Annotated in this window: 10 protein-coding genes; 8 read left to right on the top strand and 2 right to left on the bottom strand. The window is 47.4% G+C overall.

All coding sequences use genetic code 11. The annotated features are described in order from the left end of the window. Positions 1 to 174: 174 nt before the first annotated feature. Both V6C21_RS07485 and mtaB read right to left on the bottom strand, forming a co-directional pair. A complete protein-coding gene (locus tag V6C21_RS07485) occupies positions 175 to 3891 on the bottom strand; it encodes a phosphoribosylformylglycinamidine synthase (protein ID WP_479268706.1) in 3717 nt (1238 codons plus the stop codon). 183 nt (positions 3892 to 4074) lie between these two features. After that, entirely contained in the window at positions 4075 to 5358 is a 1284-nt protein-coding gene (gene mtaB, locus V6C21_RS07480) for a tRNA (N(6)-L-threonylcarbamoyladenosine(37)-C(2))-methylthiotransferase MtaB (RefSeq protein ID WP_479268705.1), read from the bottom strand. 281 nt (positions 5359 to 5639) lie between these two features. Between mtaB and V6C21_RS07475 the strand changes: the two genes are divergently transcribed. The 8 genes from V6C21_RS07475 (at position 5640) to der (ending at position 13235) form a co-directional block, all read left to right on the top strand. Further along, positions 5640 to 5870 carry an HPr family phosphocarrier protein gene (locus V6C21_RS07475; RefSeq protein ID WP_034836903.1) on the top strand — a complete coding sequence of 77 codons (231 nt, stop codon included), beginning with the start codon at positions 5640 to 5642 and terminating at the stop codon, positions 5868 to 5870. A 121-nt stretch (positions 5871 to 5991) separates the two neighbouring features. Beyond that, complete coding sequence (locus tag V6C21_RS07470) at positions 5992 to 7302, top strand: D-alanyl-D-alanine carboxypeptidase family protein (RefSeq protein ID WP_051492290.1); 1311 nt, start codon at positions 5992 to 5994, stop codon at positions 7300 to 7302. 168 nt (positions 7303 to 7470) lie between these two features. After that, positions 7471 to 8811 (top strand): glucose-6-phosphate isomerase, encoded by a 1341-nt coding sequence (locus V6C21_RS07465; protein ID WP_479268704.1) that lies wholly within the window; start codon positions 7471 to 7473, stop codon positions 8809 to 8811. 64 nt (positions 8812 to 8875) lie between these two features. Next, positions 8876 to 9283 (top strand): hypothetical protein, encoded by a 408-nt coding sequence (locus tag V6C21_RS07460; protein ID WP_034836909.1) that lies wholly within the window; start codon positions 8876 to 8878, stop codon positions 9281 to 9283. Positions 9284 to 9650: 367 nt separating this feature from the next. Beyond that, positions 9651 to 10145 (top strand): YceD family protein, encoded by a 495-nt coding sequence (locus V6C21_RS07455; RefSeq protein ID WP_479268703.1) that lies wholly within the window; start codon positions 9651 to 9653, stop codon positions 10143 to 10145. Between the two features lie 55 nt (positions 10146 to 10200). After that, positions 10201 to 10383 carry a 50S ribosomal protein L32 gene (gene rpmF / locus V6C21_RS07450; RefSeq protein WP_034836912.1) on the top strand — a complete coding sequence of 61 codons (183 nt, stop codon included), beginning with the start codon at positions 10201 to 10203 and terminating at the stop codon, positions 10381 to 10383. A gap of 180 nt (positions 10384 to 10563) precedes the next feature. Next, complete coding sequence (locus tag V6C21_RS07445) at positions 10564 to 11874, top strand: DUF512 domain-containing protein (protein WP_045085618.1); 1311 nt, start codon at positions 10564 to 10566, stop codon at positions 11872 to 11874. 32 nt (positions 11875 to 11906) lie between these two features. Continuing rightward, positions 11907 to 13235 (top strand): ribosome biogenesis GTPase Der, encoded by a 1329-nt coding sequence (der, locus tag V6C21_RS07440; protein WP_034836918.1) that lies wholly within the window; start codon positions 11907 to 11909, stop codon positions 13233 to 13235. The last annotated feature ends 60 nt before the right edge of the window (positions 13236 to 13295 follow it).

Genomic DNA, 13295 nt, shown 5'->3' with positions numbered 1-13295 from the left:
AGAACAAACGGATTCTGAAGTACAAGGCAAAGTTTGCTGCATAAAAAGAGCTACCACCATTTGGCAGTAGCTATTCAATAACCATGTTTTAATTATTTCCCTGGTCTACATTGACAGGGGCGGATCAGATACTCAAGGCGGGGCTTTTTATGGTTTTGTATTAGAATTACCGGCTCAGATTGCGAAATAATCGACGCCTGCTGCGAAGATACGCATATCCTTGTTGCCGTCGATATTTTTGGCCACATATTTGCCTATGCGCTCGCTGTGTCCCATCTTGCCGAAAATGCGGCCGTCCGGGGAAGTAATGCCTTCAATGGCGTCAACAGAGGCGTTGGGGTTAAACTCGATATCCATAGAGGGATTGCCGTCAAAGTCGACATATTGGGTTGCGATCTGACCGTTCTCTGCGAGTTTTTCAAGCAGCTCTTTCGAGGCAACAAACCTTCCCTCGCCGTGTGAAACCGGTACTGAGAAGACTTCGCCTTGGTTGGTGTAAGCAAGCCATGGGGACTTAACGCTCGATACGCGGGTGCGCACATACGTGGACTGGTGGCGTCCAATGGAGTTGAATGTCAGCGTCGGGCAGTTAGCGTCCATGTCGCGGATTTCACCGTATGGCACAAGGCCGAGCTTTATAAGCGCTTGGAAACCGTTGCAGATACCGAGCATCAGCCCGTCGCGCTGATTAAGCAGTTCGGTTACCGCGTCTTTGATACGCGGATTGCGGAAGAATGCCGTAATGAATTTACCGGAGCCGTCCGGCTCATCGCCGCCGGAGAATCCACCGGGAATCATAATTATCTGGCTGTTCTTTATGCGCTTTTCAAATTCCTTGACCGATTCCTCAACGTCCGAGGCGTTAAGGTTGCGGATAACAAATATATCGCAGATTGCACCGGCCTGTTCAAACTGTCTCGCAGTATCGTATTCGCAGTTAGTGCCCGGGAAAACAGGAATAAGAACCCGCGGCGAGGCAATATGGACTTTAGGATGAGCGTTGTTGCGCACTGTGTAGTTATATGTTTTTGCCTTTTCCTGCGGAGCTTTAGCCTTAGTCGGGAAGATTTCCTCAAGGGGCTTTTGCCAGGCGGAAATGAGATCAGAAAGGTTCATGGTATAACCGCCGATTTTGATAACAGGCTGCTCACAGGTATAGCCGAGCAGTTTTCCGCGGACAAGTGTATGAGGCTCGACCTCGACGATAAAGGCACCGTAGCAAAGGTCGAACAGCATATCGCGGTCAACGCCCTTTGCGAAGGTAAATCCGATTTTGTTGCCGAACGCCATCTTGCTGATGCCCTCAGCAATCGAACCGAAAGACAGAGCCCAGACGGCCTTTGCCTTCCTTGTGGCGATGAGCTTTTCAACCTTGTCAAACAATTTTCTGAGGGAGGCAAAGTTAGGCACACCGTTCTTGTCGTATTTCGGGCGAAGCAACAGTACCTTGTGGCCGGGCGCTTTAAATTCAGGTGTCATGACGCGGGAAGCCGGAGCAACACCGCATGCGAAAGAAATAAGCGTCGGCGGAACATCTATATTTTCAAACGTACCTGACATAGAGTCCTTGCCGCCTATGGCCGCAATGCCAAGCCCAATCTGCGCATCAAGCGCACCGAGCAGGGCAGCCAGCGGCTTGCCCCAGCGTTCGGGCTTTGTGCCGAGGCGCTCGAAATATTCCTGCAGGGAAAGCCAGGCTTGTTTACGGCTGCCGCCCGCGGCAATAAGCCGCGCAACAGATTCAATGACCGACATCATGGCGCCGTGATAAGGGCTTTTTTCTGCAAGATACGGATTGGCGCCCCATGCCATCAGCGAGCATGTGCTTGTAGAGCCGTTCAGAACAGGGATTTTCGCCGCCATTGCCTGAATCGGCGTGAGCTGATAAGTGCCGCCATAAGGCATTGCGACGGTTCCGGCACCTATTGTTGAGTCGAACCTGTCCGAAAGCCCCTTCTGAGAGCAGACATTGAGATTTGAGATGGTGTCGAGCCACTTTTTGCCGAGGTCGTTAAAGGGCTCCGAAAGGTATAGTGTTTCAGTATCGCACGCTGTAATTCTGGCAGTGGCATGCTTCTTAGCGCCGTTAGAATTCAAGAATTTTCTTGAAAGGCTGACGATTTCTGCGCCGTTCCAGTACATGCGCAGCCTCGGTTCATCGGTGACAATGGCGACAACCGTTGCTTCGAGGTTTTCCTTTGCCGCCTCGTTGATGAATTCGTCAACGTCCTCTGGTGCGACAACAACCGCCATGCGCTCCTGTGATTCGGAAATGGCAAGCTCAGTTCCGTCAAGCCCTTCATATTTGCGGGGAACGGCGGAAAGGTCTATTTTAAGGCCGTCGGCAAGTTCGCCGATGGCGACGGAAACACCGCCTGCGCCGAAATCATTGCACTTCTTAATCATTCTTGTGACTTTGGGGTTGCGGAACAGACGCTGTATCTTTCGCTCTTCCGGCGGGTTACCTTTTTGAACCTCCGCGCCGCAGGTTTCAAGCGACTGGAGCGTATGTGATTTTGAGGAGCCAGTCGCGCCGCCGCAGCCGTCGCGTCCTGTGCGCCCGCCGAGCAAAATCACCGCATCGCCCGGCTCAGGCTTACTGCGGACGACGTTCTTTGCGGGAACCGCGCCGACTACTGCACCGGTTTCAAGGCGTTTTGCCACATAGCCCGGGTGATATATCTCGCTGACTTGTCCGGTAGCGAGCCCTATTTGGTTGCCGTAAGAGCTGTAGCCTTGAGCGGCACCAACAGTTATTTTTCTTTGCGGAAGTTTGCACTTAAGTGTTTTTTCAATGGGAACTCTCGGGTCTGCTGCGCCTGTTACGCGCATTGCCTGATAGACATAGGCGCGTCCGGAAAGCGGGTCGCGGATTGCGCCGCCGAGACAGGTGGCCGCGCCGCCGAAGGGTTCAATTTCGGTCGGGTGATTATGTGTTTCATTTTTAAACATTAAGAGCCAGTCTTCTTCGTGTCCGTCGACGTCGACCTTTATCTTGACTGAGCAGGCGTTTATCTCGTCCGACTCATCCAGAGCGTCAAGAAGCCCGTCTTTCTTGAGCTTTTTCGCGCCGATTACGGCAAGGTCCATCAGCGTAATGGGCTTTTTGCGCTCGCCATAGACCTCGGAACGGTATTTGAGATAGCGCTCATATGCGTCCCTGATGAAGTCGTCCTCAATTTCTACTTTGTCGATATTGGTAAGGAATGTGGTATGCCTGCAGTGGTCTGACCAGTATGTATCAATCATGCGGATTTCCGTCATTGTCGGGTCACGGTGCTCTACGTCCCGGAAATAGTCACGGCAGAATTCCAAATCATCCGTATCCATGGCAAGCCCGAATTCTTTAATAATCTCGCCAAGCTGGTCATGGGTAAGTTTTGTGAAATTCTTAAGTATCTTGACCTTGCCGGGCCGAGTATAAGCGTCTCTAAGGCTCAAGGGCTTCTCGAGCGATGCTTCGCGGCATTCAACGGGGTTAATCAGGTATGCCTTGATTTTCTCGAATGTTTCGTCGCTTATATCTCCGCTGAGGTAAAATAAGCGCGCAGTGCGTACTTTTGGACGCTCTCCTTGCGTCAAAAGCTGTATGCACTGTGCGCATGAATCTGCACGCTGGTCAAACTGACCGGGAAGATATTCTACCGCAATAATCCGGCCGTCGCATTTTGGCATCTCGTCATAGACTATATCGACCTGGGGCTCAGAGAAAACGGTGTTGCGGGCCTGCTCAAACTGCTCTTCGGTTATCCCCTCAACATCGTATCTGTTAAGTATACGAAGGCCGGTAAGCCCTTCTGGACGCAGTGCCGTCTTAAGATCCGACAGGACTCCTTCGGCTTCTACAGCGAAACCGGGTCGTTTTTCGACAAAAATACGATAGACTGGCATCTCTTTTTACACTCCTTATGAACTATAGGGGTATTTAATCAAAACAGGGTAAAACGAAACTACGCATTCAGAATACCGCTTATAAATTCAAACGTCAACATAAAATTTAAGTGTTTATAAATTTCTAAAAAATAAATATAAAGGTAGAAGAATATGCGGATATAGTCAATAAAAAGCATAAGTTTATTCAACAGTCCCGAAACAGCCGTCAGCGTTCCAGCCTGTAATCTTGGTATCAACAATCTTGCCGTGGAGGTCCTTTTTAGTATTTACCTTAACAGGTACATAATCGGGGGTAAACCCTTCGAATCCGCCGTTTTCGCCGGCTTCAAACAATACCGGATAGGTTTTCCCGACATGGCTTTCAAGGAACTTTGCCCTTGATTTGCGGCACTCTTCAGCCATTATATGGCCGCGGCGGGCTTTTTCAGCCTTTGAAATCTGCCCCGGCATTTTTGCGGCCCTTGTCCCTTCCCGCTTAGAGTAGGGGAAAACGTGGGCCTGTGAAAAGCCGATTTCTCGGGCAAAGCGGAGGGACTCGTTGAACTCCTCCTCGGTCTCTCCCGGGAAACCGACTATTATATCTGTAGTTATTGCACAGGACGGAATACGCTCCCTTAGCAGCTCCACAGCTTCCTTGTAGCGCTCCGGGGTATACCGGCGGTTCATCCGCTTTAATGTGGCGGCGCACCCGCTTTGGAGCGAAAGGTGAAAGTGGGGGCAGACTTTTTTGAGCGCGATAACGGTTTCGACAAATTCCTCTGTAATGACGTTTGGTTCAAGCGAGCCGAGCCTTACGCGCTTGATATCAGTGCTGCAGGCGGCTTTCAGTGCGTCCACAAGGGAAAGGCCGCAGTCCTTGCCATAACTCGAAAGGTCTATGCCTACAAGAACAGCTTCTTTATAACCCTTTTCGGAAAGCCCCTGAAGCTCAGTTTTGATATCTTCCGGAGGCTTAGAGCGGACTGGCCCGCGGGCCTTAGGAATGATGCAGTATGAGCAGTAGCTTTCGCACCCATCCTCAATTTTAACGAAAGCGCGGGTTCGCCCATAGAAGCTTTCCGCGCGCATAGGCTCAAAGGCTTCATGCCGGTTATATGAGGAGACGCTGACAATCCGTTTTCCTGTTTTGATTCTCTCGTCAATGAGGTTTACAATTTCGGCGCGCTCCTTTGTGCCGGCGATAATATCGGCTTCTTCCATCTTAGAGGCGCGCTCGACGGCCGACTGAGGAAAACACCCAGATAAAACGGTGATGGCGTCAGGATTGTGGGATTTCAGCCTGCGAAGAATCTGACGTGTTTTTCTGTCGCTTTCGGCAGTGACGGTGCATGAGTTTACGATATATACGTCCGCGAAGCTGTCCGGCGGTACTATTTCATAACCGGCTTCTTTGAGCCGCTGTTCCATAATTTGCGTTTCATATTGGTTGACTTTGCAGCCAAGCGTGTAAAAAGCAGCTTTCATTGATCCTCCGATTGCAGTGCGGTATGTTTAAAGAAAAGCATTTCAAACATTACGGCTTTTGAGAATAAAAAAGAGCGGCTTTAAGGTGTCTGATTTTATCATAAAATATCTGTTGGCAGCATCAGCCGTAGGATTTATTACTTAAAAACAAAGCCGTCTTTTGTATATTATAATAAAATTCACCCATAATTACAAATGACTATTGACTCTCAACCCAACTGCTGTTATATTTATGTCAGGGAAAGTTATCATAAATATAAAAATTCTGGGAGGCAGGGCTTATGGTATCGTACAAAATCATGCTTAATACAATCAATGATGTTAAGAATTTCGTAAACATAGTTTCCAAGTATGAGTTTGAGGTTGACTTGACATCTGGAAGATATGTTATTGATGCGAAATCGATAATGGGTATTTTCAGCCTTGATTTGTCAAAGCCAATTAGACTCGATGCGCAGTGCGATGCAAACTCTAAGTTTATTGAGGAAATCAAACCTTTCATAGTTGAGTAATACATAACGGCATGCAAACCGCATGCCGTTATTTTTTAACTTTGTAAGCTTGCCCGTCATTTGTGTCCGCCTTTTGCATATACATTACAATGTATAGTGCGAAAGACGGAGGTGTATAAAGTTGTCGAAAAGAAGAGCGGCAGTGGCGCTTGTTCTCGTTTTTTGTTTTGTTGCCCTGCTGACGCTGCCGGGGCGGGATAAACAGACAGTGTCGGCGGCAACCCCAGGGAGCACCACAGGGACATCAGGCACTGCTGCCAGCGGTATTAAACAATCAGATTCCGACTTAAGCGGCGTTGTGATGCAAGACTCTCAGGATTCAAAACAGACGGTGCAGGATAATGTAAAGTCGGACGACAGCAAGACTCCGGAAAACGGGCCGGCGATTGCGGCAAAGTCGGCAATCCTTGTTGAACAGTCGACGGGGAAAATCCTATATGAAAAAAACTCGCATGAAAAGTTGCCGCCTGCGAGCATTACGAAGATAATGACCGAGCTTCTGACCCTTGAGGCAATCGAGGAGGGCAAGCTCAAATGGGACGAGAAACTGACATGCAGTGAGCACGCGGCTTCCATGGGCGGTTCAGACATCTGGCTTGAGCCGAACGAGCAGATGACAGTAACTGACCTTTTCAAGGCGATGGCGATTAGCTCCGCCAACGACGCGGCTGTTGTTTTTGCTGAGAAGATCGGCGGCAGCGAGCAGGGCTTTGTGAACCTGATGAATCAACGGGCAAAGCAGCTCGGCATGAACGATACCCATTTCGTAAACGCAAACGGGCTTGACGCGGACGGACACCTGACTTCTGCCTATGACGTTATGCTGATGTCTCGTGAACTTCTAAAGCATAAGGACGTATTCAAGTTCTGTACGGTTTGGATGGACAGTCTGCGGGGAGGGAAAACTCAGCTTGTCAACACAAACTCCCTTATAAGGACATATAACGGTATCAACGGGTTAAAAACTGGGTCAACAAGCAAGGCCGGGTATTGCATTTCAGCAACGGCATGCCGCGACGACATGCAACTTATAGCCGTAATAATGGGAGCGGACAATTCAAAAGACAGATTCAAGAGTGCGGCAAATCTTCTTGATTACGGGTTTGGCGGCTGGTCGATTGTAAAAGCTCAGATACCGCAGAAAAAGTTCAACATAAAGGTATTGAACGGCGAAGAATATACTGTAAGTGCTACAGTCACGGATCTGCCGAATGTATTGGTCGAAAAGGGCAAGGAAAAGAGTGTAACACATAAGATAAACATAGTTTCTGACGTCGCTGCCCCAGTTGAAAAGGGGCAGGTACTGGGCCAGATAACGATATGGTCGGATGGCAAAAACATAGGAACGGCGTCAATAAAAGCAGATAAAGCAGTACCGAAGATGAGTTTCGGAAAAGCCTTCCTAAGGCTCATCGGTTTTATGGCGCGCTGACAGGCATGGAAATCATTTGGAAAAATATGATTATGTCAGAATATAAAATTTAAGTATACTTGCAATATTTGTACTTATAAAGTAAAATGTAATAAAGTAATACAAAATAAAATAGAAGAAAAAGCTGTTTCTAATGTAATGGGTAGAAAAAGGGAGGACAAATTTATAATGGCAGTCAAATTTAACGGAAATTATCTCACCGGTTTTATAAAACCGCATGAATACAGCGCAATCGAAGCGCAGGTCAAAGCAGCTCATGAAATGCTGCACAACGGCACTGGCCTTGGCAATGACTTTTTGGGTTGGCTTAAGCTGCCGGAAAACTATGACCGTGATGAATTCGCGCGGATTAAAGCCGCGGCTGAAAAGATAAAGAAAGATTCGGACGTTTTCGTTGTTATAGGTATCGGCGGTTCATATCTCGGTGCGAGGGCTGCGATCGAGCTTTTGAAATCGCCGTTCTACAACAATAAAAAGAAAGATACGCCGGACATCTATTTTGTCGGCAACAATATAAACTCTGGATATCTCAACGATATACTTGAGATATGTGAAGGGCGCGACATTTCCGTCAATATCATCTCAAAATCCGGTACAACCACTGAACCCGCGATTGCTTTCAGGGTATTCCGCGAGCTGCTTGAGAAGAAATACGGCAAAGAGGGCGCAAAGAGCCGTATCTATGCCACCACTGACAAGGCTCGCGGCACTCTTAAAGGCCTCGCCGACAAAGAGGGCTATGAGACCTTTGTAATCCCAGACGACGTCGGCGGCAGATATTCTGTCCTTACCGCAGTAGGCCTTTTGCCTATGGCTGTTGCCGGATGCGATATCGAGAAGGTTATGGAAGGCGCATATACCGCACAGAAAGAGCTTTCAGTCTGTGACCTTGAGAAAAACGACTGCTATAAATATGCGGCTGTCCGCAACATCCTTGCCCGCCGCGGCAAGAGCCTCGAAATGCTCGTAAGCTATGAGCCAGCGTTCACAATGATGGGCGAATGGTGGAAACAGCTTTTCGGCGAGAGCGAAGGAAAGGATAATAAGGGAATATTCCCGGCATCCGCTACATTTTCAACCGACCTCCACTCATTGGGGCAGTTCGTGCAGGAAGGCAGCAGGACAATGTTTGAAACCGTTGTCCACTTTGCAAAACCGAAGTCGGAATACGTTATAAAAGAAGTTGAAGGCAACATCGACGGCCTTAATTTCCTTGCAGGCAAATCAATGCAGTATGTAAACGACCGTGCATTTGAAGGCACAGTCCTCGCTCATACTGACGGCGGAGTGCCTAACATCGTCCTTGAAATACCGGAGATAAATGAGGCTGAATTCGGCTACATGGTCTATTTCTTTGAAAAGGCATGCGCGATATCAGGATACCTGCTTGGGGTCAACCCGTTTGACCAGCCCGGCGTCGAGAGCTATAAGAAGAATATGTTTGCCCTGCTTGGAAAACCGGGTTATGAGGCTCAGAAGGCGGCTCTTGAGGCGAGAATCACTAAATAAGTTACCAAGCCGGTGCGGTTTTTCATTACTTTCCGCATCTAATATAAATTGCAGGAGGTACATTATGTTAAAACTGATTGCAGGAAAAAAAGGTTCAGGAAAGACAAAACAGCTCATCTCCATGGTAAACAATGCAGTGGAAGTCTCAAACGGCAAGGTAGTCTGTATTGAAAAAGGCCCAAAACTGACTTATGACATCAATCATGGTGCAAGGCTCCTCGATACCGACAGCTATCATATAACCGGCTGCGACGCTTTTTATGGTTTTCTCGCCGGCATCGCTGCTTCTGACTTTGACGTTAAAGAGATTTACATTGATTCTATATTAAAAATAGCAGGTGAAAACTTAGACGAAATTGCAAAGCTCATTGAAAAAATCAATGCGCTTTTCAAAGATGACGTGAATGTTGTGATTACAGTTTCAGCCGATGCGTCCGAACTTCCGGAGAGCATGAAGCAATATGTCGCTTAAATATTTATAAAGTTCAAGGGCGCTGCATTGACTGCGGCGCCCTTGTTTTTGCGTAAATTAATAGCTATCCCCGCTGCGCCTGATTATTTAATCACCTTTATGGCGAAAATAATCGCTTCTGTGCCACAGCTGAAATCGGACAACCTTATAAATTGGAAAAAACTTTTTCCATCTAATTTAAACCCGCGAAAATTATGAGCCAAAATTTCCCGCAATAATTTACTGCAATATAAAAAGGTATTGACAAAAGATTATCCATAACTTATAATATTCTGCGTAGCTTTTTTGAAAGGCACATATTGGGCTTTTTTTATGTCCGCTGAACGGATAAAGTTTATGTGTCAAAGCGGTCGGAAGGGGGGATCCTATGATCCTTGACTTAAAAGGAGTTTTCGACTGCGAAGGTTACAGCCGTAATATCGATTATGATTACGATATGAGCAGCTATCAAGACCCGGCAGGCGGCCATCCGCTTAAAGAGCCGGTGAAGGTTAAGGCTCGGCTTCGTAACCGTGCGGGCATCGTTGAGCTTCATGTTGAAACTCAGTTCGATTATTTTACCGAATGTGACAGATGCTGCGCACCTTTAAAAGAGCATTACGGCTTTACTTTTGACAATGTGCTTTCCAAGCAGGCATCCGGCGAGGGTGAGAGCGGCGACATCATTCAGGTTGAAGGCGATACTCTTGATCTCGATGAGCTTGTATCGTCAAATGTAATTCTTAATCTTCCTATGAAACACCTGTGCAGTGAAGACTGCAAGGGACTTTGTCCGATATGCGGCAAAAACCTCAATGAGGGCCCATGCGGCTGCAAGAGAGAGATTAACTCACCTTTTTCAAAGTTATTGAATTTGAAGTAAATGAAAATCAGCGATAGGCTGCTTCAGCGGCTTATCTTAAAGGGAGGTACTATAAATGGCGGTTCCTAAGAGAAAAGTCTCGAGAGCGAGACGCGATAAAAGGCGTTCCAATGTATGGAAACTTGATGCACCGACGCTCGTCAAGTGCCCGCAGTGCGGCGAACTTAAAGTGCCCCACAGGGTTTGCGGCAGTTGCGGTTACTATAACGGCAAGGAAGTTATCAAAAAAGAAGCCTGATAAGAAAAGATGGGGAAGGAGAAATCCTTCCTTATTTTTTTGCATTCAGCGGGTTTTTCAGCATAGCGCTGCATATCAAAAAAATATAATTTTTAACATGCAAAGTGGTTCGATTTGACTTAAAGGCGCATAATAAGTAAGATTATTAATATAAATAGACTGCAGGTTTTCGGAGGGAAAATGAGCGCAGTAATAACCGGCGTCCAAGAGGACAGCCTCGCCTACAAAAAGAAGATAAATAAGGGCGACACGCTGCTGAAAATCAATGGGCATGAGATTAATGACATACTTGACTATCGCTTTTATATAACGGAAGAGAAGATTGACGCCGAAATCCTCTCGGAAGGCAAAGTGCGTCACGTACATTTTAAAAAGGAACAGTATGCAGATATCGGGCTTGAATTTGGAACATACCTGATGGATGAAAAGCGCAGTTGCCGCAACCATTGCATTTTCTGCTTTATTGACCAGCTTCCAAAGGGTATGAGGGAAACGCTTTATTTCAAAGACGACGACGCGCGGCTTTCGTTCCTCATGGGTAATTATATTACGCTGACCAATCTCACCGAGCGCGATGTTTCCCGCATTATTGAGATGAAGATAAGCCCGATCAATATTTCAGTGCACACGACTAATCCCGAGCTCCGCGTTAAAATGATGCGCAATAAGAACGCAGGCAAGGTTCTTGAGATTATCCCGCGTCTTGCCGAGGCCGGCATCAAGATAAACTGCCAGCTTGTTTTGTGCCCCGGGATTAACGACGGCGAGGAGCTTGTGCGCTCACTGAATGATTTGAGCAGATATTTCCCGGCAGTCGAAAACATCGCGGCCGTTCCGGTGGGGATAACAAAGTATAGACAAGGGCTTTATAATCTTAGGCCTTACAGCAAAGAGGAAGCGCTTCAGGTCGTAAACACAATAGAGCGTTTCGGCGAACAATTCTTAAAAGAGCATGGAACGAGGCTGGCCTTCGCCGCCGATGAATTCTACCTCAAAGCCGGACTTCCAATACACGATGCCGCATTTTATGAGGACATGAACCAGCTTGACAATGGAGTAGGGCTTATTGCCCAACTTGACAGTGAATTTTCCTCGGCGCTGCGGTATAATGAAATTGTAAAACTGGACACGCCGCGGACCGTTTCAATAGCGACGGGAGAATTGGCGGCACCCTTTATTGAAAAATGTGCAGGCAAAGCGCAAAACAGTGTTGCAGGCCTCAGCGTAAAGGTATATCCTATAAACAATGAATTTTTCGGACAATATATTACTGTTGCAGGACTTGTTACAGGGCGGGATCTAATAAACCAGTTGAAAGGCAAAGAACTGGGGGATACCCTGTTGATTCCGTCGGTCATGCTGAAAAGCGACTGCGACGTATTTCTTGACGACGTCACAGTTGCCGACGTCGAAAAGGAACTTAATATAAAGGTCATTACGGTGAAAAACGACGGTTATGAACTGCTCGACGCGATGACGGGAGCAGTCTAAATTTCGTTTCATTATAAAATCGGAGGAAGACAATGTCAAAGAAAATTGCCGCAATTGTGGGAAGACCAAATGTCGGTAAATCGACTTTGTTTAATAAACTTGTAGGACGGCGCGTTTCAATAGTCGAGGATACTCCCGGTGTTACGAGGGACCGTATTTATGCCGACTGCGAATGGCTCGGGCATGTGTTTCTCCTTGCCGATACCGGCGGTATAGAAGTAAAATCGGATGATGTCATTTTGTCCCAGATGAGAGCACAGGCTCAGGCAGCGATTGAGACCGCCGACGTAATTATCTTTGTTACTGATATAAGAACAGGCGTAACCGCCGATGACATGGATATTGCGTCTATGCTCAGACGGAGCGGCAAGCCTGTGGTTTTGTGCGTGAACAAGGTTGACAAGACGGGAAGAGTCCCAGACGAAATCTATGAGTTTTATAATCTCGGCCTCGGCGACCCCTATCCGGTATCTTCTCTGCACGGATTGGGAACCGGTGACCTGCTCGACAAGGTAATCGAGCTTTTCGGCGATGAACCTGAAGAGGAAATCGACACCGGAACGATAAAGGTTGCAATAATCGGTAAACCAAACGTCGGCAAATCATCCCTGGTCAACCGGATAGCCGGCGAGCAGCGCGTTCTTGTGTCTGACATACCCGGTACGACCCGTGACGCAGTCGATACAGTGATAGAAAATGAGCACGGCAGGTTTGTATTTATCGACACAGCAGGCATACGCCGCAAAAGCCGCGTTGAGGATAATATTGAGCATTACAGCGTGTTGAGGTCATATGCCGCCGTAGAGCGGGCGAACGTCTGCGTCATAATGATAGACGCAACAGAAGGATTTACCGAGCAGGACTCAAAAATAGCGGGTTTTGCGCATGAAGAGGGCAAGGGCTGTATTATTGCAGTTAACAAGTGGGATCTGATAGAAAAAAACGATAAGACAATGGACGAATTCAGGACGAAACTGATGAACGATTTAAGTTTTATGTCCTATGCCCCGATTGTGTTTATTTCTGCAAAATCCGGACAGCGAGTCGACCGCTTGTTTCATCTGATAAAATATGTATACGACCAGAACTCAATGCGAATTTCAACGGGCAAGCTCAATGAAGTGCTCGCTGAAGCTGTTGAAAGGGTTCAGCCGCCGTCGGATAAGGGCAGAAGGCTCAAAATAATGTATATTACCCAGCCGTCCACCAATCCGCCCACTTTTGTTATCTTCGTAAACCGCAAGGAACTGTTCCACTTTTCATATCAGCGGTATATAGAGAACCAGATTCGTTCTACATTTGGGCTTGAAGGTACGCCGATTCGGTTTATTATCAGAGAGCGCAGCGAAAAGGCTCAATAATCAATTGGCCTGCCGCGTGAAGTAGATTCAAGTGACTGTAAAGGCAGTTTAAAAGCATAG

The sequence above is a fragment of the [Clostridium] cellulosi genome (assembly GCF_036762875.1).
Taxonomy (GTDB): Bacteria; Bacillota; Clostridia; order Oscillospirales; family Ethanoligenentaceae; genus Ruminiclostridium_D; species Ruminiclostridium_D cellulosi.
Note: the sequence above shows the minus strand (reverse complement) of the source record. Positions and strands in the feature narration are given on the sequence as shown.